This window comes from Bifidobacterium callitrichos, assembly GCF_008698085.1.
GTDB classification, from domain to species: Bacteria; Actinomycetota; Actinomycetes; order Actinomycetales; family Bifidobacteriaceae; genus Bifidobacterium; species Bifidobacterium callitrichos.
This window is the reverse complement of record NZ_RZJP01000001.1, coordinates 869,574-891,418: the sequence shown is the minus strand read 5'-3', so window position 1 is coordinate 891,418 and position 21,845 is coordinate 869,574. Positions and strand designations below refer to the sequence as shown.

Below are 21,845 nucleotides of genomic sequence, written 5' to 3'. Positions count from 1 at the left end.
CCGGGAGCATCGAAGGGTACGGCATCGAACGGGACCGCGGCTGACGCCGACGCGCGTGCCGAGGCGGTCGCGCGGATGGCGAAGGCCGTGGCCGCCGATCCGGGCAACTGCGTCGTGCTCGAACCGTGGTACCGCTTCCGTCTCGAAGTCCCGCAGGACATGCTCGGGCGCGCGATGGCCGACATCCAGCGCATGTCCGGCACGTTCGATCCGGCCGTTTCGGACGGCGAGTACGCGTTGATCGAAGGGCTTGCCCCGGTCTCCGAGATGCGCGACTACGCGATGGACGTCAACGCGTACACGCACGGGCGCGGCCGCTTCTCCGCGACGTTCGGCGGATACCGGCCGTGCCATGATCAGGCGCGCGTCATCGAACAGGCGGCATACGATCCGGAATCGGACTTGGACAACACGCCCGACTCGGTGTTCTGCGCGCACGGCGCCGGATACCCGGTCAAATGGTACAAGGTACCCGAGTTCATGCACCTCGACTACGCGACGGCGTGATAGTGATATAGGGCGCGATTCGCGATCACGGGATCTGCGGGCGGATCAGATCGTTCGACTCGAGGAAGCGCTGCACGTCGCGCAGTTCGTCCATGTTGATCGAATGGGCCATGCCGGGGTAGATGTGCTCGCTCAACGTGCCGTGTGCGCGCCAGAACGCGCTCATCGCCGCGACATCGGCGGCGGGGAAGATGTCGTCGATCGAACCGTGGCCGTAGAAGACCGGCGGCTGTGAGGTCTCGAGCGTCTTGTCGCCGTCCATCACGCCCGGGGCGAGCCATCCGGAGAAGCTCACGGCGGCCGCATAACGGGCGGGATCGAAGCGCAGCATGTGCGCCGCAAGCAGACCGCCCTGCGAGAAGCCCAGCGTGACCACCCTGCGGTCGGCGGGGATGTTGGCCTTCACCCATTCGTCGATCGCGGCGGCCGCATCGTACGCCTGACGGGTCAGCGACTCGCCCTCCGGCACGCCCTCATGCGCCCAGTCGCCGAACCACGTATACCCCATGCCGTACGCGATCTGGGCCTGAAGGCTCGCGAAATCGGCCGAACCCGCGCCGCAGTAGCGCAGCAGGTCGGGCAGATCGTACTCGTTGGAACCCCATCCGTGCAGCAGCACGAACACCGGATCGGCGGAGCGGGAGGAATCGGAACCGGAATCGTTCAGACGCGTCAAAGCCTTGGAGATCTTCATGATTCCCAAGTGTAGGCGTCGAATGTCGCCGACTCATAACATTCCATAACCAACACATATAGCAACGCCATTCCATCACGCGCCGACATGCGTTATCGTCATAACCAACCGCACGGGAACACCCCGAACAGGCGGTACAACCACAACAGGAACAACGAAACCACGCAACAGCAAACCGCGCGACACACACGATAGGGGGTGCGCAATGACCAGGTTCAACACTCAGCTCGTACACGGCCTTCCGCTCGGCGACAACGCCACCGGCGCCGTGAACCCGCCGATCTACAACTCGACCACATATGCTTTCGACGAGGTCGGCGCCATGCCCCGCTACGACTACGCGCGCAGCGGCAACCCGACCCGCGAGTTCCTCGAGCGCCAGATCGCGCAGCTCGAACACGGCACGCGCGGCTTCGCGTTCGCCTCCGGCCTCGCCGCGATCCACGCCACCCTGAGCATCTTCGAGCCGGGGGACCGCATCATCGTCGGCAAGAACATCTACGGCGGCACCTACTCGCTGTTCCACGACTACTTCTCACGCTGGGGGCTGACGATCGAATCGGTCGACACCCATGATTTCCAGGCGCTCGAAACCGCGATCGCCGGGGATCGCGAGCACGGCGTCTCGCCGGCAAAAGCCGTCTACTTCGAAGTCCTGACCAACCCGCTGCTCGACGTCAACGACGTGCGCGGCATCGCCAACATCGCCCGCCGCCACGGGGCGCTGACCATCGTGGACAACACGTTCGTCACCCCGTACCTGCAGCGCCCGCTCGACCTCGGCGCCGACATCGTCATCCACTCCGCGACCAAGTACCTCGCCGGACACTCCGACGTGAACGCCGGGCTCGTGGTGACGCTGAGCGAGGAGATCGGCAACAGGATCTACTTCGCGCAGAACCGCTTCGGAGGCGTGCTCGCCCCGCTCGAATGCGACGCCGTGCGCCGCGGCATCCAGACGCTCGCGCTGCGCATGGACCGTCAGCAGGCCAACGCCAAGGCGGTCGCGCAGTACCTGCTCGCGCACCCGCTGGTCAAGACCGTGCACTATCCGGGGCTTCCCGGGCACGAGGCCGAGCTGCGCGAGAAGGGTCTCAAGGGCGCCGGCGGAGTACTGAGCTTCGAGGTCGTGCCCGGCGTGGACCCGGCCGACGTGCTCGACAACCTGCACGTGTTCCGCCTCGCGGTCTCGCTCGGCGCGGTCGAATCGCTCGCCGAACTGCCGTGTAGGATGACGCATTTCGAACTGCCGCGCGAGGAGCGCCTGAAGGTCGGCATCACCGACGAACTGGTGCGACTGGCCGTAGGCATCGAGGACGAGGCCGACCTGATCGAGGATCTGGGTCAGGCATTCGACATCGCGTACACGAAGTACATCGAACGTCACTCCGACGTCGACCTCTTCGCACAGCTCACGTCGGGCGTGTTCGCCTGATCGCGGCTGATCGCCGACTCATAGGACTTCGTCGTCGGCGGGTTGGGGGATCCGCCGGCGGCGATAAAGGGGAGAAGAACCATCCATCACCATGACAGAAAGGGGATTGTCATGATCAGTGTCAAGGTACGTGTCACGACGGGCACGGCCGCCGGAGCCTTCCGAATGATGTAGCCTGTGGCCGGCTCGTGTACCGGTCATAGGCGTTAAACTCACAGATCTCCTGTCGTTAGGGCATCGGTGGGAACGGAAAGCCGCTGTCGGTGCGATCATTTCCGCACGGTTCTCACAGTTCCGTACAGCCGACGGGCAGGATCCCCGTCCCGTGATCCTGTCGGCCTCCAACCCATTCCGATGTCCGTATTCGGGCCGATGCGTGCGTGCGTTGCCGTGGCGCATGCACGCATCGGCCCGACCATGATCGGTCTCATTCAGGCCAGTCGTATTATTCCCATTATTTGTACTATTCCTAGCATTCCAAGCAGTTTTCCACATCCGCCATAGGCCTTCGTCGCTTGCGTACGACGGAGGCCTATAGCCTTCTCTTATAGCGTCATCGGACGAATCGTGATACCCATTCGCCGGTTCATGCACGAGGGTTTGCTATGGTTCCGTCACAGTACGTACAGTGAACGTTCACCATTCGCCGTGCATCGTGAATGCCGTTCGACGCCGCACCTGGTGTGCCGCATCCGATCCGGCGATGAGAAAAGAGGGAACCGATGTCGAAGTTCGCCACGCAGGCCATCCATGCGGGCTATGATCCGAAGGACCATGATCACGCCGCCGTCCCTCCCGTATACGCCTCGGCCGCATTCGATCTGGGCGATGCGGCGCGTGGCGAGGCGCTCGCCGCCGGTGACGTCGACGGTTTCGAATACTCGCGTGTGGCCAATCCGACCGTCGACGCGCTGGAACGTCGTCTGGCTGCTCTTGAGGGAGGCATCGGAGCCGTGGCCGTGGGATCCGGCATGGCTGCGGTCACCTACGCGCTGATGTGCGTGGGCGAGGGCGGCGGCCGCATCATCGCCCCGTATGATCTCTACGGTGCCAGCGTGGACGCGCTCGGCGACTTCCTGCCCCAGTTCGGCATCCACGCGGATTTCGTCAACGACATCAACGATCTCGGCGAGGTCGCCTCGAAGATCGGTCCGGACACTCGTGCGATCTTCGCCGAGACCGTGGCCAACCCGTCCACCGAGGTGCTGGACATCGAACCGCTGGCCGATCTCGCGCACGAGCACGGCATCGCCGTGATCGTGGACAACACCGTCCCTACTCCATACCTGCTGCGACCCATCGAGCACGGTGCCGACGTGGTCGTCCACTCCACCACGAAAGGCATCACCGGGCACGGTAACGCCATCGGCGGCGCCGTGATCTCCGGCGGATCGTTCGACTGGGCCAACGGCAGGTTCCCGCAGTTCACCGCACGCCAGCAGGTCATCAGCGACGATCGCGCCGGCGAATGGCACAGCTTCGCCGAGAAGTTCGGCAAGGCGGCGTTCATCAAGCGCATCCGCATCAAGTATCTGCGTACGTTCGGCGCGGTGCAGAGCCCGTTCAACGCCTACCTGTCGCTGGTGGGGCTGGAGACCCTGCCGCAGCGCGTCTCGCAGCAGGTCGCGTCCGCCACGCGCATCGCCGAGCATCTGACGCGCACGCCCCACGTGGTGAAGGTCAACTACTCCGGCCTCGGCAACACCCCGCAGTTCGAACTGGTCCGCAAGTACTTCCCCAACGGCGTCGGCCAGATCCTGTCGTTCCTCGTGGACGGCAGCGCCGACAACGTCCGTCGCATCATCGACGGCACAAGGCTGTTCTCCTACGTACCGAACATCGGCGACGCGCGATCGCTCATCGTCGACCCGGCGCACATCACCCACCGAGAGGTGCCGATGGAGGCGCGCATCGCCGCCGGCGTCACCGACAACCTCATCCGCCTGTCCATTGGCCTCGAGGACCCCGACGATCTGATCGCCGACCTCGACCAGGCCATCGCCGGCGCATACTGACGGCCGAGTGCCCCTGTGGTTCCTAGGTCCTCGATCCTCCGGTTTCCAGAGTTCCCTCGGTTCCTTCGGTTCTTTGGTCCTTGGTCCTATTGGTTTCTCGGTTCCTTTGGTTCTTTGGTTCCTCTGGTTCCTCTGGTTCCTCTGGTTCCTCTGGTTCCTCTGGTTCCTCTGGTTCTCTTGGGTTCCTTGGGTTCCTTGGGTCTTCAGGTCTCCTTGGCTTCTTGGTTCCTTGGGGCTCCAAGTCCTTGGTTTCTCGGTTCCTTTGGCACCTGTTCCTTCCTCAGCGTCACTTATTCCCGAGATTCCTCCAGTGCGCGGGAATAGGTGACGTTGACCTTAAGTCAGCGTCACTTATTCCCGCTGGGTGAGCTAATTTCGGTAATAAGTGACGCTGAGGTCGAAGGGACAGCGAGGATGGGGGAGGACCGGGGGATCAACGTTGACTGGGAGATCGACGTTGGTTGACTGGGAGATCGACGTTGACCGGCGGGTCGACGTTGACCGGGGGATCGACGTTGACGAAGTCACCTTAGTTTCGGTACTCCGGCGGTCACCAGCTTGCTCTCAAGTCGTTGCGGTACCATCACGTCCTCATAGAAGACGTGAACAACGGAGGTGACTCCTTGTGATTTCAGGGACCGTTCCCGCTCGCGTTCATAGGCGAGCTTCGACTGGAGATTGGCTCGATTCGGGTTGCTGTTGTCGCGATATTTCGCCACGCCGTCGTATTCGGCGACGATGATCCTTCCATCGGCTAGCTTCCAGCAGAAATCAGCGCGATACGGCATGGAGAAGTTATCGGGATTCTCGAATTCGACCTGCAGCAGCGGCTCCGCGAAACCCTGTTCGATGATTCGTCCCCGCATCAGCGACTCTCCGCCGTTCTCGCTCAGAGGATTCGCCCATCGCAACAGTTCGGACACGGCCTTCTCATTACAGACGGTCTGAATCATCAAAGTCCGTACATCTGTGATGGTGACCAATTTCATACGCAATGCGGAATCATAGATGGCCAGAGCATTGGCGAACGGATATTCGGCGCAATCGATCAGCGTTCTGGCGGGTGACGTCAAGAGGAAGCGATTGGAATGTATCCAGGCGGGGATCCGTTTCATGTAGATGCGATGAAGTCTGTCGTGATCGCCGCTCTTGACACCACTGGTGCTGGCGATATGGGTCGTGCCGTCGTGCAGCGAATACGAATGCTGAAACCCGTACAGGCATGCGGCGCTCAATCCGGCGAACACCCATCGGGGATGAAGGATAGACAGCGACCGGATCACATGCAGCGATTGCTCCTCGGCATTGAGGGAGTTCCAGTACCCGGTTTCGGCATATAGATTTCGGTATGGCGAGATCAATTCGCCGACGGCCAGCCGTCGTCGGCATGCTCGGCGAATGGCCGGGTCGCTTCCGATGACGCAGCGGTGTTCCTGCTGCGCCGTTCGCATCATCGCGATGAGTCTTTTGTGCTTCTTCATGGAGGTGACGTTACGAATGCGCCGACCATGATTGCAACCGGATCGGGGAATGTGGACGAAACCCCGATTCCGTGAGGGGTTGTGGGTAACTAGTGGTCTGTCTTGCAGTTGTTTGAGTGGTATCGGCCCCCTCTGACGAGGGGGCTGGCAACGAAGTTGCCTGGGGGAGAGACAATGGTTGAAACCTCAATTATTAACGAGACGGACCACTAGTACGGTGGGGTGTCTCCGGCGATTGTCGATGCTCAGGTTGTGCCTTCCCTATTTCGGCGACGGTCAAGACCGGCTACACATTTACCGGTTAGCTGCGCACTTACCGACCAGATACGCACTTAAAGAGACAGTTTCGACCAACTACGGACTTATCGATATAGACTTCCTCTCCGTTACCAGACTTCTCCGTTACCCCTTTCCATTACCAGACTTCTCCGTTACTTCTCTCCGTTACCAGATTCCTCCGTTACGGTCTCTTAGCGTCGCTTATTCCCGAAAGTAGCCCACCCAGCGGGAATAAGTGACGCTGACTCGATACCAGCGTCACTTATTCCCGAGCACTGGAGAAATCTCGGGAAAAAGTGGCGCTGGAATTGGTGGCGCTGGGATTGGTGGCGGCGCTGGGGTGGTGACGCTGGATTGGTGGCGCTGGGGCTGTTGGCGCCGGGGGACTGACTAACACTGGTGAAGCGTTGGCATCGGGGAGTCTTGGCACTGGGAAGTGGCACCGGGGATTGGTACGGGGAATTGGTACCGGGGAATTGGCACCGGGGATTGGTACGGGGGTGTTGGTACTGGGGAGTGTTGGTACCGGGGCGTTGGCGCCGGGAGGTGTTGGTACTGGGTGGTGAAGTACTGGGTTGTTGACCTCAGTTACCAGTATCGGGTTATTGACCCCAGTTGCTACCGCCGCACGTTGGTCAACGACTCGCCGGCGGCGTAGCGGCGCACGTTCTCCAGCGCGATCGCGACGATGCGGCGTTCGGTGGCCTCCAGATGGTTGCCGCCGGCCACATGCGGGGTGATGAGGCAGTGTGGTTCGTCCCACAGCGGGCTGTCCTTCGGTAGCGGTTCGGGTTCGGTTACATCGAGTCCCGCGCCGTGCAGCTGGTCCTCGGACAGCGCCCGCGCCAGAGCGATCGGGTCGACGGCGGTGCCGCGGCCCGCGTTGAGTAGAATCGCGGTGGACTTCATCAGGGTCAGGCGACGTCCGTCGATCAGGTGGAACGTGTCCGGTGCGGCGGGCACGACAAGGGCGATCACGTCCGCAGTCGGCAGCAGAGCGTCGAGCTCGTCGAAGCCGTGCATTTCGTCGATGCCGTCCGCAGGTTTGGCGGGGTTGCGGCGTACGCCGACCGTGTGCGCACCCACGGCCTTGCACAGTCCGGCGAAATGCGAGCCGATGTCGCCGGTGCCGACGACCAGCACGGTCGCGCCTTCGGGCGACAACGCGCGTCCCAGATCATGCCAGCGATGCTCGCTCTGCTGGCGTGCGTACATCGGCAGGTTCCGCATGAGCGCCCACATCATCGCGAACAGATGCTCGGAGACGGTCTGGCCGTAGGCTCCGGAGGCGTTGGTCACATGGGTGGACTCCGGCAGCACGCCGGGCGCGACGTACCTGTCGACGCCGGCGCTCCACGTCTGCAGCCATTCGAGGTTCGGGTACTGCGCGCATTCGGCAGGGTCGATGTTGCCGATCACCGCGGTGGCACGCTCCCTGAGTTCCGAAGGAACGTTCGCGTGCCATCCCCATCGTGCCGCGTTCCATCGGATTGCCGACGAACTCCTGCGGCACGTCGCCGGCCGCGGAAACGAAAGCCTGCCGCTCCTCATCGGTGAGCGGCAGGCAGTTGACGATCAGTTTGTTCGCGTTGCGTTCGTTGCTTTCGGTCATGGCTCCCAGTGTAGGTCGATCAGGAGCGTCGATTACGTGCTGTCTTGCGATACGCGAATCGTATAACCCCGTTCGTCCCGTTTAACCGAAGCGGGTGACCGTCTCGGTGAGTAGTCTTCGATCACCTCGCGTGGGCGCCGGCCGTGGATGCGCCGGAACCCGGAACATCGCTTCCGGACTGTGTCTCGGCGGCTGTAAGCATGGCCTTGGTGACCTGCTCGTAGAGATCCTGGTAGCCGCCGGGTGTGGAGGCCGGCAGCACCACGGTCTTCGCGTTCTTCGACTCGGACAGCGAGCGCATCACGTCGAGGTACTGGTTGAACAGCACGACGTTGTTGACGTCATTGATGTTCATGCCCACGGCCTGCAGGCTCTTGATCTGGTCGACGATACCGTTGGCGATCTCGCGGCGGTAGTTGGCCTGGCCCTCACCCTGCAGCCTGGTCTTCTCGGCCTCGGCGGCGGCCTGCGTCTCGATCTGGATGCGCTGTGCCTCGGCGCGCTGACGCGTGGCCTCCTTCTCGCGCTGGGCCGCGTTGATCGAGTCCATCGCGTTCTTGACCTGCGGCGACGGGTCGATCGCGGTGATCAGGGTCTTGACGACGGTGAAGCCGAAGCGGCTCATCTCGTTGCCGACGGTTTTCTGCACGTCGAAGGCGACGTCGTCCTTGCGGGCGAACGCGTCGTCCAGCGTCAGTGCCGGGATGGCGGAGCGCAGCGCGTCCTCCATGTAGCTTCTGAGCTGTCCGGCGGGATCGCGCAGCTCGTAGTATGCGGTGGCCACGTTCTCCGGGTTGACGCGGAACTGCGTGGACGCCACGACGGTGACGAACACGTTGTCGAGCGTCTTGGTCTCCAGCTGCACGTTGAGCTGGTTGACGCGCATGTTCGTCTTCATCGCGATGCGATCGACGATCGGGATGCGCATGTGGATGCCGGCGAACTGTACCGACTGGAATTTGCCGAATCGTTCGATGATGAACGCCTGCTGCTGCGGCACGATGAAGATCGCCGAGATCAGCAGTGCGAGGATGATCACGACAAGGACCAGAATCAGTGCCGTGGTCCCGAACATTTCACCGATGACCATTGTCTTTTCCCTTCCAACGCGTTGCGACCGCCATCGGTCGCAACTGCTGGTTCCATCGTATCAGTTATCGGTGTTGGAGGGGAATGACCCGGGAATCCCCGTTTCGTTTCGCGAGGGACGGGGACGTGGGTCAGCTCTCGAGGAATCCGGGGATTGCGGCCGCCGCGGCGTAGCCCTTGCGGTACATCATCTCCAGCCCCTCGAAGCTCTTCTTGAGGGTGTTGAGGCCGTAGAGGTCCTCGGGGGCGAGGATCAGCACGCGCCCCTCGGCCTCGTATCTCTTGGCGAGTTCGATCTCGTCGTTGTAGGTCTTGTAGCGCATGCGCAGACGTTCGGCGGCGGCCGGATACGTGTGTTCGAGAATGCGCGCCGGCGCCAGATCATGGCGTTGCTGACGCGTCTCGTCGCGCAGGCGCGACAGGATCAGCACCACGCGCTCGTAGCCGTCGTCCAGCGCCTTCTGCACGGGGATGGGATCGGCGATGCCGCCATCGAAATACGGCACCCCGTCCACCACGTACGGCTCGCACGCCACCGGCACCGCCGACGAGGCCTTGACCGCGTCGAAGTCGTCATAGCGGATACGCGACTTGTCGAAGTACTTGGTCGAACCGTCCTCCGCGTTGCACGCGACGATCGTGAAGCCGGTCGGGTTCGCCTCGAACGCCTCGAAATCGACTGGATACTCGCCGTCATGGTTGCTCAGCGTGCCGTAGATGTAGTCGAGGTTGGCGAAGTTGTGGTTCTTGAGGAAGCTCTCGGTGCTCGCGTACTCCTTGCGGAACGCGTACTTCGTGTAGAACGTGTGGTTGCGTCCGTGCTGTCGGGCGATGAACGAGGTCATGTTCGCGGCGCCGGCCGAGACGCCGTAGCACATGTCGACGTCGATGCCCTCCTCGAGCATGTAGTCCATCACGCCGCAGCCGAAGATCGCGCGGAATCCGCCGCCCACATCGATCAGAGCAGTCCTGTTCGCCATCGTTCCCTCCATGATCCATGACCCGATTACGAGCGAGAGTACGCCATCTGCCGGGACATTGAAGGGGAATTGGACAGATGCGGTTCAGGCGTCGAGCAGCTCGCGCGACAGGGCCGCGATGCGCTCGGACGGATCGGAATTGGCGAGCTCGACCGAGCCTTGCGCGTCCTGAGGGGCGAGATCGCCCAACGATTCGAGCACGACGTCCAGATGGCGCACTGTGCCCTCGTTGCCGTCGATGATCGCGGCGCTGTCGGGCAGCAGCTCGCGGAAGTAGTCCCGGTAGAACACGAAATGCGTGCAGCCCAGCACCACCGAGTCGATGCGATGCAGGTCGTACTTGTCGAAATAGCGATGCAGCGTGTCCATCACCAGATCGTGATCGTGAAGACGACCCGATTCGACGATCTCCACGAGATCGGGGCACGGCTCCTTGAAGATTTCGTTGTCGGAGTCGAAACGGTCCATGAGCCGGGCGAATTTCCGTTCGCGCAACGTCAGCGGCGTGGCGGCGACGATCACGCGCTGAGGCACGTGGCTTCCGTCCGATTGGACGCCGCCGCGGTCGCAGGCGACCTTGAGCGCCGGCTCCATGCCGATGATCGGGATGTCGTAGGTCTCGCGCAGGTCGTTGACAGCGGCGGACGTGGCCGTATTGCAGGCGATGACGACGGCCTTGACGCCCTCGTGCACGAACCGGTCGACGATCGCGAAGCTCAGTCGGCGCACCTGTTCGGGGGTCTTCGTGCCGTACGGGGCGTTGGCGGAATCGCCGAAATACAGCACCCGTTCGCGCGGCATGTCCCGCACGATCTGCCGAACCACGGAGATGCCTCCCAAACCTGAATCGAACACGCCTATCGGAGCCGTCGAAGACATGCCTGTTCCCTCCCTGACATCGCTCGCTGACAAAGCTCAGCCGTACCACGTACTTGGTTCCCAGACTACTCACCGTAGATGTCGAAACCAAACAGGACTCCGCTCCTGCGGTGCGCATGGCGAGTATGCTGTGGCCCATGAGCATTCCGCAGCATGTCACCAAGGCACACGCCACCGGCAACGATTTCGTCGTCTACCTCGATTCGGACGGCACCTTCGAACCCACCGAGGACGAGGTGCGTTTCCTCGCCGACCGTCATTTCGGCATCGGCGGCGACGGGCTGATCCGTCTCGCCCATCCGCGCGACGTGTCCGATCTGAGCACCGAGCAGGTGGCCGACTGCGAGTCGCAGGGTGCCGAATGGTTCATGGACTATCGCAACGCGGACGGCTCGCTCGCCGAGATGTGCGGCAACGGCACGCGCGCCATTACGCTGTTCGCGCAACGGCACGGCCTCTTCGACGGCGATACGTTCCGTCTCGGCACGCGTGCCGGCGTCAAGACGCTGACCTCGCTGGGCGATGTAGCGGGGCTCGGACGTGACGTGTTCCGCGTCGAGATGGGAGCATGGAAGCGCGGCGAGCTCGACGGCTACGAGGTCACGATCCCTGGAACGGATGGTTCGGCCCGCGGCACGTTCGTCGACATGGGCAATCCGCATGTGGTCGCCGTCGTCGAGGACGCGTTCTCCAGCCTGCCCAACGTCGAATCGCTGGATCTGGTGACCAAGCCGGTCGTCGCCCCCGTCATCGAATCGGACCAGAACGTGGAGTTCGTGCGTGTCGACGAGATCGGCGAGGCCACCGGCGTCGGCGAGGCCACGATGCGCGTCAACGAGCGTGGCTGCGGCGAGACCCTGTCATGCGGCACCGGATTGTGCGCCACCGCGGTCACGCTGCGGGCGAAAACCGACGTCGACCATTGGATGATCACCGTGCGCGGCGGCACGCTGCGCGTCGATGTGACCGATACGGACGTGACGCTCACCGGTTCGGCTACACTGGTCGGCGACATCACGCTGTTGGGGGCGTGAGAACGTGAGAAAAGGGGAACGCCGATGACCGGCAGCGCACGAAACGGTTTATCTTCTTCTTCATCGAAGGCATCGTCGGAATCATCGACGGTTGACGAAGCGGCATTGAATGAAACGGCATCGGACGAGACCTTCGATGCCGCGGACCGCAGGCCCACGGGATTCCGCCATGGGTCCACATGGACGTATCTGATCATGCTCATCGCCTCGGCGGTGGCACTGATCGTCTCGTTCGTGCTGTCCGCGGAGACGCTGGAACTGGCGAGGCATCCGGGCCAGCAGCTGTCGTGCGACGTCAACTCCGTGCTGTCCTGCTCGGCCGTGGCCCAATCCTGGCAGGCGGAGATCGTCAAATTCGCCGGATTGAGCTATCCGAACGCGTTCTTCGGCATCGCCGCGGAGTCGGTGTTCGTCACGATCGCCGTGATCGGACTGGCCCGCGTGAAGGTGCCGAAGTGGTTCGCGGTATGCACCTGGTTCGGCGGACTCGCGGCGCTGCTGTATTCGTACTGGCTGACCACGCAGTCGCTGTTCGTGATCCGCGCGCTGTGCCCGTGGTGCCTGGCGCTCATGTTCTCGACCACGATCCAGTTCATGGCCCTCTCCCACGCGACCGCTACGGTCCAGCGTCTGCCCGGCGGCGCCTCCGATAGGCCGCGCGTGCTCGACACCTACTATCGTCTCAACTACGATCTCATGGTTGACGTGGTGTGGATGGTCGCGATCGTGGCGATCATCCTCGTCAAGGATGGTGCGGCGTTCCTCTCCTAAGGGGGAGACTGGAGGTCTAGGCCCTAGAGGTCCAGGCCTAGAGGTCCGGGGGGAAGCTTCCTGGGAATCCGCATCGGGGCCGGTTCGTGCGGCGAGCGGTTACGATAGAGGTATGACGCATTACGAGACGCCGGCCGAACCGCCGCAGGCCGGCTGGGACCTGCACTGCCACACGGTGTTCTCCGACGGCACCGAAACGCCCGAGGGACTGGTGGCCGAGGCGCGGCGATTGGGTCTGCACGGCGTGGCCATCACCGATCATGACACCGCCGCCGGATGGGAGCTGGCCGAACGGGCCGCACGTGAGGCCGGACTGCCGATGCTGCGTGGCACGGAGATCACCGCCGAGGACGAGAACGTGTCCGTGCACATGCTCGGGCTGCAGTATGATCCGCGCAACGTGCATATCTCGCAGCTGTTCGCCTCCACGCGCGAGGCGCGACTGGTGCGTACCAAGCGCATGGTGGAGCGTCTCGCCGAGGATTTCCCGATCTCATGGGAATCGGTGCAGGCGCAGGTCAAGGAGGGCGGCAGGACCACCATCGGACGTCCGCACATCGCCGACGCGCTCGTCGCGGCCGGGGTCTACGCCACGCGTTCCGAGGCGTTCGCCGGTGCCGTGAGCGCCAACTCCAAGTACTACATCCCCACGCCTTCGCCCACGACGCATGAGGTGGTGCGTGCGGTCGGCGAGGCCGGGGGAGTGACCATCATCGCGCATCCCGGCGATCTGAGCCGCAATCCGCGGCTGCTGTCCGACGAGCAGATCGAACGACTCGTCGACGAGGGACTGGACGGGTTGGAGGTATGGCATCGCGGCAATCCCCCCGAACAGCGCGAGCGTCTGCTCGCCATCGCGCGGAGGCGGCATCTGCTCGTCACCGGCGGATCCGACTGGCATGGCGCGGGCAAACCCAACAGGCTCGGCGAGAATCTGACCGACGATGCCACCGTGCGTGAGATCGTGCGCCGCGGCGCGATTCCGTTGATACGGTGATATCCGGTGTGGTGATATCCGTATAGCGAAGCGGGGATGACTTCCTTATGGAGTCATCCCCGCTTCGTGTTCTCCTGTCTATCGTCTTGTTTCGACTGGGCAGCCGTATCCCTGCTGTGACTATTCGGCCGTGACTATTCGGCTGTGACTATGACCGGGATGGCCGGGATACGGCAGACACGGAAAATACGTCGCAATACGTCACATGGCGCCGAAACCGACGGCGTGCTTGGTCTCCGAACCGACGATCGCGTAGCCGAGCGCGTCAGCGGGGACGATGATGCGGCGTCCCTTGTCGTCGGTCAGCTCGATCGGCTTGCCGTCGGCCACCGCCTGCGCGATGGTGGCGTTGACCGAATCGGCCGATTCGTCGGTGCTGAAGGTGACGGCGCGCGCCACGTTGCGGATTCCGAACTCGATGTCCATGTGCTGCTCCTTTGTGCTGTGTTCCTGATGTGTTCCTAGTGTTATGCGTCAAGACGCGTTTGTGTCAGGTGACTGGTGACTATTGTGCCCTCAGCCACGCCCGAGCGCGACGGGAACGTGTGCGATTACGCCTTCGGCGTGGTCACCGATTCGCCGGTGTCGTCGTCCTCGTCCTCGTCGGTCACCTCGTCCGCGTTATCCGACTCGTCCGTCGCGTCCGACTCATCCGTTTCGGCCGGCGTTGCGGTCTCGTCGAAGTTATGCGGCTGCTCGGGTTCGGCCTCCGGGGTCACGACCGGCTCCGCATCGTTCGTATCATCCGCGGTGTTGTCCGCGGTGTCGTCGTCCTCGTCCGCATCGGCGGCCGCGGCGGAATCGCCGTCCTTCGCGGGAATCTCGGCGGAGGATCCGGCGGTCGGCTTGTCGTCGAACGTCTCGTCGTCGAACTCCAGACCGGCCCGTGCGTCGCGCAGTGCGCGCTCCTCGCGTTCCAGCAGGGGGATGACGATCGTCGCCGTGTTGTTCGCGCGCTCGCGGTGATGTTCGTCGTGACGTTCGTCCTGCGGTGGGTCCATCAGCCGGTCGGTGCCGAATCCTCCCTGCGCCACGGCCGCGGCGACCGGGAACGAGACAGGCATGGCCTCATCCGCCTTCCCGGAGCCGGAGTCGGAATCGGCATGCGCGCTGACATCGTGTTCATCGGTGTCATCATCCTCATCGTCGCCGTCGATCGGTGCCAACGTGATCGTCTCGCTCGACGACGGCGCCGGCATGTCCGGGTAGGGGGAGGACGGCTGCGGCTTCGTCGAGCCGGTCGCACCGGTCGGGCCGGCTTGCCCGTCCGCCCGTGCCCCGCCCACGTGGAAGCTTGGCGGGATCGTCGCCTCCTTGGCGTCGATCGGCGCATCCATGGTGTCGTCGTTGCCGGTCGGCACCGCGATGCGTCCGGCCGCCTCGATATAGGCCGAACCGGTACGGTCCGATTCGGCCGTCGCATCGGCGCCCGGATCCCCCGGACGGACTCCCGCGGCCCTCGCCGCGGCCTGTTCGGCGGCCTTCGCCGCGGCGCGACGGCGCTCGCCGTCCTTGAGCAGCGTGCCCACGGTGATCGTCGAGGGCGGATTGTCCGCCGTATCATCCGGGTCGCCGGCACCGGCCCCCGCACCCGGGGCGCGACGGGCCTTCGCGGCGGCGTTGGAGTCATCGACGGCGCGCGAGGTCACGCCCAGCTGATGCGCAAGACGATCCACCTGCGCCTTGAAGCGGATGATGCCCTGCGTGTCCGCCTTGTTCAACGCCTGAATGAACTCGCCGACCTGCTCCATCTGCACCCACAGGTTGGCACGCAGCATGATCAGGTCGTCCAGACGGTTGCCCATCATGCGCCCGTACGCCGTGAGCACCGCATTGCGATGATCCTCATCGAGCTTGGAGAAGATCCACGCCAGATCGCGCGCAGGGTCGTTGACCTGCATGTTCTGCCAGTTGTTGATCGCCGTGATCGTCGAACCGTCGAAGCGCACATCGCCGTCCTCGAAGCCGCCGTGCACCAGGCAGGTGCGGAACGACCACAGTCCCTCCGTCTCGAGGATCCTCGACCAGCTCGAGGTGATCTCCGTTGGGACGTGGCCGGCGTGCTTGAGACGTGCGATCCATGCGACCAGCTGCGCCTTGATCTGCTCGGTCGCGTATATCGGATACCGGGCCTTGGCCAGGAACAGCGGGTTCAGACGGTGGATCGCGCCGATCGCCGTGCCCATCGACGAGCAGTCATCGAGCGTGAGCAGATTGAGATCGCGCTCGCGACCGTCCTGATGCATGGCGATCATCACCGCCGTGGTGCCGGTCGGTCCCTTCGGATCGTCTCCCGGAACGAATGCAAGCACGCGGTCGAACGCGAAGCCCAGACCACCCGGCTCGCGCGCCTCGGCGAGCGCCTTCGCCGCCTTCACTCGCGCGGCGAGCCGCTTGCGCCCCTGTTCGTCGTCCGTGGCGTACACGTCGTACGTCTTGCCGGTCAGGTCGCGCACCTGAGCCTGGTCGATGCCGCCGATGTGCGTGGTTCCCGGGGACACGCCGGCCACGATCACGGACGGCATCGCGGCCGATGTCAGAGCCGCCAGCATCAGTTCATTACGTTCAGTCACACTCCCACAGTAATACAAGGAGGCGCGATGGCCACGCCACTTGCCACAATGAAGGGCATGGACGTGGGGCGTGAGGGATCGGGCGAGGATCTGCTCGAGGGATTGGACGAGATGCAGCTGGCCGCGGCGAAGGCGCTGGACGGCCCGGTGCGCATCATCGCGGGCGCCGGCGCGGGCAAGACGCGTACGGTCACGCGTCGCATCGCCTACGCGTGCCGCACCGGCAGGTGGGATCCGGCGCGTACGCTCGCCGTCACGTTCTCCGTCAAGGCGGCGGCGGAGATGCGCGTGCGTCTGTCCTCGCTCGGCATCGGGGATTCGGTGACTGCGGCGACGTTCCATTCCGCCGCGTTGCACCAGCTGCGCCGCGTGTGGACCGATGTGTGCGACGCCCCCTTCCCGAGGCTGGTCGATGATGCGCGTGACATCGCCGCGCGTGCGATGCGTCTGATCGATCCGGATCTGGATCAGGATGATCTGACCGTGCGTACGGTGCGTGACGAGATCAACTGGGCGAAGATCTCGCTGGTGGCGCCCGATCAGGTGGCGCGTGTCGCCGCCGTGAGCGACCGGTGCCGTCCGGCGGGGCTCGAGCCGGGCAGGTTCGCGGAGATCTACGACGCGTACGAGAAGGAGAAGACCGTACGCGGCGAGATGGATTTCGACGACATTCTGCTCATGGCCTGCCATGTGCTCGAGGATTTCGAGGAGGTTTCCGCGGCGATCCGTCGTTCGGTGGGCTGGCTGACCGTAGACGAGTATCAGGACGTCTCGCCGCTGCAGCACCGGTTGATGCGCCTGTGGCTCGGTGACAACCGCAATGTGTGCGTGGTGGGGGATCCGGCGCAGACGATCTATTCGTTCGCGGGCGCGTCGAGCTACGATCTGCTCGGGTTCGCCGACGAGTTCGCGCCCCTGTCCGCCGATATCGCGCTGAACACCGATTACCGGTCCACGCCGCAGATCGTCTCGTATGCGAATCGCATTCTCGCCGCCTCGCCGGTCAGGCACGAGTATCTGAAGCTCGCCTCGGCCAGGGAGAAGGGGCGGCGTGTCGAACGCACCGTGTACGAGACCGATCAGGAGGAGGCGCGCGGCGTGACTGCGCGCATCCTGCGGCTCATGGAGCAGGGGGTGAGTCCGTCCGACTGCGCGATCCTCACGCGCATCAACGCGCAGCAGGCCGTATGCTGCGCGGCGCTGCGCCACGCGGGACTGCGGTATCGAGTCAAGCGGGACAGCGGCGGTGCGGGCGTCGCGCCGATCGCCGATCTGGATGCGGCGCAGCGCATCGCGATGGTCGAGGCGTTGCGCGAGTCGGAGGCGGCGGCATCCTCCGGTACGGGATCCTCCGGTACGGCATCCTCCGGCCTCGTGCGGCAGGACGATGCGACGCCGACGACGGCCGAACAGGCCGAGCGGGCGCGCGTGTGGATCGCGCGTCTCGGCCAGGTCACGGTCTCGACGGTCCACGCCTCGAAGGGACTCGAGTTCAAGCACGTCTTCCTCATCGGCTGCTCCGAGGGGCTGATGCCGTACGGGTCTCCGGCCCCCGGCGACGAACTGGAGGAGGAGCGCCGGCTCATGTACGTGGCCGTCACCCGCGCCGAGGATACGCTGCACCTGTCCTATGCGCGATCCAAGGACGGCATGGGGCCGCAGCAGCGTCGGCTGAGCCGCTTCCTGAGCTGACGCGTCGACGTGCTGGCCGGTCTCCGAAGGAGCCGACGGGCGGCCGCGGCACGTGTGGAATCGCCCGTCGATTTGACAACGCGCCGTGCTACTATGTGCATCGCAGTCAAGGCGATGATCCGTCATCAGCGGGGAGCCTTCGGAAGAACGGTCCAAGCGTGCGGCGTACATCACACATGCGCGTCGCGTGTCGCGGACTCAGTAGAACCGACGGGATCGGCCCGAAACAGCCGAACGCAAGCGGTCACGCGGCGCGTGCCGGGGCAGTAGCCGGTCGTGCGCATGACAAGCGAGGTGGTACCGCGGTGGCGGGCTCGACGTCGGGCAGACGTCGGATCCAAAGTCGTCCTCGTATGAAACCAACGAAGCATATACGAGGAGAACCACACGGTGAGCGACAACGTATATCCCAAGGCGAACGAGGGCGGCGAGACCGCGCACGTCGCGCCGAACCCCAGCTTCCCGCACATGGAGGAGACCGTCCTCGACTACTGGGACAAGGACGACACCTTCCAGAAGTCCGTCGAACGCAACCCCTCCGGCGACCACAGCCAGAACGAGTTCGTGTTCTTCGACGGCCCGCCGTTCGCGAACGGCCTGCCGCACTACGGCCACCTGCTCACGGGCTACGCCAAGGACGTGATCCCGCGCTACCAGACGATGAAGGGCCGCAAGGTCAACCGCGTCTTCGGCTGGGACACCCACGGCCTGCCCGCCGAGCTCGAGGCGCAGAAGGAGCTCGGCATCGACTCGGTCGACCAGATCGAGAAGATGGGCATCGACAAGTTCAACGACGCCTGCCGCGCCTCCGTGCTCAAGTACACGCATGAATGGCAGGACTACGTGCACCGTCAGGCCCGCTGGGTCGACTTCGAGCACGGTTACAAGACGCTGAACATCCCGTACATGGAGTCCGTGATGTGGGCGTTCAAGCAGCTCTACGACAAGGGTCTCGCCTACCAGGGCTACCGCGTGCTGCCGTACTGCCCGAAGGATCGCACGCCGCTGTCCGCGCACGAGCTGCGCATGGACGCCGACGTCTACCAGGACCGTCAGGACACCACCGTCTCCGTGGCCGTCAAGCTGCGCGACGAGGAGGACGCCTACGCCGTCTTCTGGACCACCACCCCGTGGACCGTGCCCACCAACTTCGCGATCGTCGTCGGCGCCGACATCGACTATGTCGAGGTCAGGCCCACCGAAGGCAAGTTCGCCGGCAAGAAGTTCTACCTCGGCAAGCCGCTGCTCGGCTCCTACGCCAAGGAGCTCGGCGAGAACTACGAGATCGTGCGCGAGCTCAAGGGCTCCGACCTCGCCGGTCGCCGCTACTACCCGGTCTTCCCGTACTTCGCCGGCGAGACCGCCGAGTCCGAGGGCCACGTGCCCGGACCGAACGGCTACACGATCTTCACCGCCGACTACGTCGACACCGTCGAAGGTACCGGCCTCGTCCACCAGGCCCCCTACGGCGAGGACGATATGAACACCCTCAACGCCAAGGGCATCAAGAGCACCGACGTGCTCGACGAGGGCTGCCGCTTCACCGCGCAGTGCCCGGACTATGAGGGCATGTTCGTCTTCGACGCCAACCTGCCGATCCTTCGCAACCTGCGCGCCGGCGACGGTCCGCTCGCCTCCATCCCCGAGGATCGCCGCGCGATCCTCTTCCAGGAGAAGAGCTACGTGCATTCCTACCCGCACTGCTGGCGCTGCGCCACGCCGCTGATCTACAAGCCGGTCAGCTCCTGGTTCGTCTCCGTCACCAAGATCAAGCCGCGCCTGCTGGAGCTCAACCAGGAGATCAACTGGATCCCGGGCAACGTCAAGGACGGTCAGTTCGGCAAGTGGCTCGCCAACGCGCGCGACTGGTCGATCTCCCGCAACCGCTTCTGGGGCTCGCCGATCCCGGTGTGGGTCTCCGACGATCCGAAGCACCCGCGCGTCGACGTGTACGGTTCGCTCGAGGAGCTGAAGCGCGACTTCGGCGACTACCCGCGCGACCGCGACGGCAACATCAACATGCACCGTCCGTGGATCGACAACCTGACCCGCGTCAACCCGGACGATCCGACCGGCAAGAGCCACATGCACCGCATCACGGACGTGCTTGACTGCTGGTTCGAATCCGGCTCCATGTCGTTCGCGCAGTTCCACTACCCGTTCGAGAACAAGGAGAAGTTCGAACAGCACTTCCCGGCCGATTACATCGTCGAATACATCGGCCAGACCCGCGGCTGGTTCTACCTGCTGCACGTCATGGCGACCGCCCTGTTCGACCGTCCGGCGTTCAAGAACGTGATCTGCCACGGCATCGTCCTCGGCTCCGACGGCCAGAAGATGTCCAAGCACCTGCGCAACTACCCGGACGTCAACGGCGTGTTCGACAAGTACGGCTCCGACGCGATGCGCTGGTTCCTCATGTCCTCGCCGATCCTTCGCGGCGGCAACCTGATCGTCACCGCCGAGGGCATCCGCGACACGGTCCGTCAGGTCATGTTGCCGGTGTGGAGCTCCTACTACTTCTTCACGCTGTACGCGAACGCCGCCGGGTACGACGCGCGCCAGCTGCGTCCGGAGGAGGTCGCCTCCCTGCCGCAGATGGACCGCTACCTGCTTGCCCGTACGCGTCGCCTCGTGCTCTCCGCCGAGAAGTCGCTCAACGAGTTCGCGATCTCCGACGCGTGCGATGCGGCCTCTGACTTCATCGACGTGCTCACCAACTGGTACATCCGCAACAGCCGTGACCGCTTCCTCAACAAGGACGAAAGCGCGTTCAACACGCTCTACACCGTGCTCGAGGCGTTCATGCGCGTGCTGGCGCCGCTCGCCCCGATGGAGGCCGAGTCCGTGTGGCGCGGCCTGACCGGCGGCGAGTCCGTGCATCTGGCCGACTGGCCGTTCGTCGTCGACGAGAAGACCGGCGAGGACACCGAGCTGGGCCGCGTGCTCGTCGACGATCCCGCGCTGGTCGCCGCGATGGAGAAGGTGCGCGAGGTCGTCTCCGGCACCCTGTCCCTGCGCAAGGCCGCCAAGATCCGCGTGCGCCAGCCGCTGAGCAAGCTGACCGTCGTGGCCGAGGACGTGGCCGCCGTCGAGCCGTACACGGACCTGCTCAAGTCCGAGCTCAACGTCAAGGACCTCGAGTTCTCGACGCTGGAGGACGCCGCCTCCCGTGGTCTCAAGATCGTGCACGAGCTGCGCGTCAACGCGCGTGTGGCCGGCAAGCGTCTGCGCAAGGACGTCCAGTTCGCGATCAAGGCGTCCAAGTCCGGTGCCTGGCATGTGGACGCGGGGACCGGTGCGCCCGTCGTCGAGACCCCGAACGGCGACATCGTGCTCGAGGACGGCGAATACGAGCTCATCAACCGCGTGGAGGAGCAGGACGCCGCCGAAGAGGCCGTGTCCGTGTCCGCCGCGCTGCCGACCGGCGGCTTCGTGATCCTCGACACCGCCCTGACCTCGGAGCTCGAGGCCGAAGGCTACGCCCGTGACGCGATCCGCGTGATCCAGGACGCCCGTAAGGAGGCCGGTCTCGACGTGGCCGACCACGTCACGCTGACCCTAACCGTGCCGGCCGCCGATGCGGCCAAGGTCGAGGCTTTCCGCGACCTGATCGCCTCCGCCACCCTCGCCGCCGACGACTTCACGGTCGTCGAAGGCGCCGAGCTCAAGGCCGAGGTGGTTAAGGGCTGAGCTGAGCGGCGTGAGCTGCGGTTCTTCTCCTCTCGGCCCCCTCTGACGAGGGGGCTCCCGGCGGAGCCGGGTGGGGGAGAGACATAGACATATAAGTCTGCTTCATATAAATGG

General features: G+C 64.2%; 13 protein-coding genes and 3 pseudogenes. 8 read left to right on the top strand and 8 right to left on the bottom strand.

Features of this window, described 5'->3' with window-relative positions; genetic code table 11:
* Window positions 1–93: 93 nt before the first annotated feature.
* Window positions 94–507: pseudogene (locus EMB92_RS11905) on the top strand (GTP-binding protein); the annotation flags it as partial.
* A gap of 25 nt (window positions 508–532) precedes the next feature.
* Here the strand turns inward: EMB92_RS11905 and EMB92_RS03835 are convergent.
* Window positions 533–1,201: an alpha/beta hydrolase gene (locus tag EMB92_RS03835; RefSeq protein ID WP_150393819.1), complete on the bottom strand. Its 669-nt coding sequence runs from the start codon at window positions 1,199–1,201 to the stop codon at window positions 533–535.
* A gap of 205 nt (window positions 1,202–1,406) precedes the next feature.
* On the opposite strand from EMB92_RS03835, the gene EMB92_RS03830 reads away from it, so the two are divergent.
* Together EMB92_RS03830 and EMB92_RS03825 are read left to right on the top strand one after the other, a co-directional pair.
* A complete protein-coding gene (locus tag EMB92_RS03830; RefSeq protein WP_150393818.1) occupies window positions 1,407–2,636 on the top strand; it encodes a trans-sulfuration enzyme family protein in 1,230 nt (409 codons plus the stop codon).
* Window positions 2,637–3,358: 722 nt separating this feature from the next.
* Entirely contained in the window at window positions 3,359–4,651 is a 1,293-nt protein-coding gene (locus tag EMB92_RS03825; RefSeq protein WP_150393817.1) for an O-acetylhomoserine aminocarboxypropyltransferase/cysteine synthase family protein, read from the top strand.
* A 524-nt stretch (window positions 4,652–5,175) separates the two neighbouring features.
* Here the strand turns inward: EMB92_RS03825 and EMB92_RS03815 are convergent.
* The 5 genes and pseudogenes from EMB92_RS03815 to murI all read right to left on the bottom strand — a co-directional run bounded on the left by EMB92_RS03815 (window position 5,176) and on the right by murI (window position 10,971).
* Window positions 5,176–6,132 (bottom strand): type IV toxin-antitoxin system AbiEi family antitoxin domain-containing protein, encoded by a 957-nt coding sequence (locus EMB92_RS03815; RefSeq protein WP_150393815.1) that lies wholly within the window; start codon window positions 6,130–6,132, stop codon window positions 5,176–5,178.
* Between the two features lie 897 nt (window positions 6,133–7,029).
* Window positions 7,030–8,023 (bottom strand): annotated as a pseudogene (locus tag EMB92_RS03810) (D-2-hydroxyacid dehydrogenase).
* A gap of 121 nt (window positions 8,024–8,144) precedes the next feature.
* Window positions 8,145–9,098 (bottom strand): SPFH domain-containing protein, encoded by a 954-nt coding sequence (locus EMB92_RS03805; protein ID WP_150393949.1) that lies wholly within the window; start codon window positions 9,096–9,098, stop codon window positions 8,145–8,147.
* A 145-nt stretch (window positions 9,099–9,243) separates the two neighbouring features.
* Window positions 9,244–10,092 carry a patatin family protein gene (locus tag EMB92_RS03800; protein ID WP_190973543.1) on the bottom strand — a complete coding sequence of 283 codons (849 nt, stop codon included), beginning with the start codon at window positions 10,090–10,092 and terminating at the stop codon, window positions 9,244–9,246.
* An 84-nt stretch (window positions 10,093–10,176) separates the two neighbouring features.
* Window positions 10,177–10,971 (bottom strand): glutamate racemase, encoded by a 795-nt coding sequence (murI, locus tag EMB92_RS03795; protein WP_150393814.1) that lies wholly within the window; start codon window positions 10,969–10,971, stop codon window positions 10,177–10,179.
* A 137-nt stretch (window positions 10,972–11,108) separates the two neighbouring features.
* Here murI and dapF point away from each other — a divergent pair, with 137 nt between their 5' ends.
* From dapF to EMB92_RS03780, 3 genes are all read left to right on the top strand, one after another.
* Window positions 11,109–12,005 carry a diaminopimelate epimerase gene (gene dapF, locus EMB92_RS03790; protein WP_150393813.1) on the top strand — a complete coding sequence of 299 codons (897 nt, stop codon included), beginning with the start codon at window positions 11,109–11,111 and terminating at the stop codon, window positions 12,003–12,005.
* Between the two features lie 24 nt (window positions 12,006–12,029).
* Window positions 12,030–12,776, top strand: coding sequence for a vitamin K epoxide reductase family protein (locus EMB92_RS03785; RefSeq protein WP_150393812.1), 747 nt, complete (start codon window positions 12,030–12,032; stop codon window positions 12,774–12,776).
* A 112-nt stretch (window positions 12,777–12,888) separates the two neighbouring features.
* On the top strand, window positions 12,889–13,773 hold the full coding sequence (locus EMB92_RS03780) for a PHP domain-containing protein (protein WP_150393811.1): 885 nt from the start codon (window positions 12,889–12,891) through the stop codon (window positions 13,771–13,773).
* 201 nt (window positions 13,774–13,974) lie between these two features.
* Here EMB92_RS03780 and EMB92_RS03775 read toward each other — a convergent pair whose 3' ends face one another.
* Window positions 13,975–14,199: a DUF3107 domain-containing protein gene (locus EMB92_RS03775; protein WP_107043912.1), complete on the bottom strand. Its 225-nt coding sequence runs from the start codon at window positions 14,197–14,199 to the stop codon at window positions 13,975–13,977.
* Between the two features lie 737 nt (window positions 14,200–14,936).
* Window positions 14,937–16,325 (bottom strand): annotated as a pseudogene (locus EMB92_RS03770) (phosphotransferase); the annotation flags it as partial.
* Window positions 16,326–16,373: 48 nt separating this feature from the next.
* Between EMB92_RS03770 and EMB92_RS03765 the strand changes: the two are divergent.
* The gene (locus EMB92_RS03765) at window positions 16,374–18,038 is read left to right on the top strand and encodes an ATP-dependent helicase (RefSeq protein ID WP_395951687.1); all 1,665 of its coding nucleotides are present in this window, start codon (window positions 16,374–16,376) and stop codon (window positions 18,036–18,038) included.
* 390 nt (window positions 18,039–18,428) lie between these two features.
* On the top strand, window positions 18,429–21,731 hold the full coding sequence (gene ileS, locus EMB92_RS03760; RefSeq protein WP_150393810.1) for a mupirocin-resistant isoleucine--tRNA ligase: 3,303 nt from the start codon (window positions 18,429–18,431) through the stop codon (window positions 21,729–21,731).
* The last annotated feature ends 114 nt before the right edge of the window (window positions 21,732–21,845 follow it).

Bases quoted from the DNA above. Each gene is read 5' to 3' on its own strand.
- EMB92_RS03835 (WP_150393819.1), bottom strand. From the start codon at position 1,201: ATGAAGATCTCCAAGGCTTTGACGCGTCTGAACGATTCCGGTTCCGAT.
- EMB92_RS03830 (WP_150393818.1), top strand. From the start codon at position 1,407: ATGACCAGGTTCAACACTCAGCTCGTACACGGCCTTCCGCTCGGCGAC.
- EMB92_RS03825 (WP_150393817.1), top strand. From the start codon at position 3,359: ATGTCGAAGTTCGCCACGCAGGCCATCCATGCGGGCTATGATCCGAAG.
- EMB92_RS03815 (WP_150393815.1), bottom strand. From the start codon at position 6,132: ATGAAGAAGCACAAAAGACTCATCGCGATGATGCGAACGGCGCAGCAG.
- EMB92_RS03805 (WP_150393949.1), bottom strand. From the start codon at position 9,098: ATGTTCGGGACCACGGCACTGATTCTGGTCCTTGTCGTGATCATCCTC.
- EMB92_RS03800 (WP_190973543.1), bottom strand. From the start codon at position 10,092: ATGGCGAACAGGACTGCTCTGATCGATGTGGGCGGCGGATTCCGCGCG.
- murI (WP_150393814.1), bottom strand. From the start codon at position 10,971: ATGTCTTCGACGGCTCCGATAGGCGTGTTCGATTCAGGTTTGGGAGGC.
- dapF (WP_150393813.1), top strand. From the start codon at position 11,109: ATGAGCATTCCGCAGCATGTCACCAAGGCACACGCCACCGGCAACGAT.
- EMB92_RS03785 (WP_150393812.1), top strand. From the start codon at position 12,030: ATGACCGGCAGCGCACGAAACGGTTTATCTTCTTCTTCATCGAAGGCA.
- EMB92_RS03780 (WP_150393811.1), top strand. From the start codon at position 12,889: ATGACGCATTACGAGACGCCGGCCGAACCGCCGCAGGCCGGCTGGGAC.
- EMB92_RS03775 (WP_107043912.1), bottom strand. From the start codon at position 14,199: ATGGACATCGAGTTCGGAATCCGCAACGTGGCGCGCGCCGTCACCTTC.
- EMB92_RS03765 (WP_395951687.1), top strand. From the start codon at position 16,374: ATGGCCACGCCACTTGCCACAATGAAGGGCATGGACGTGGGGCGTGAG.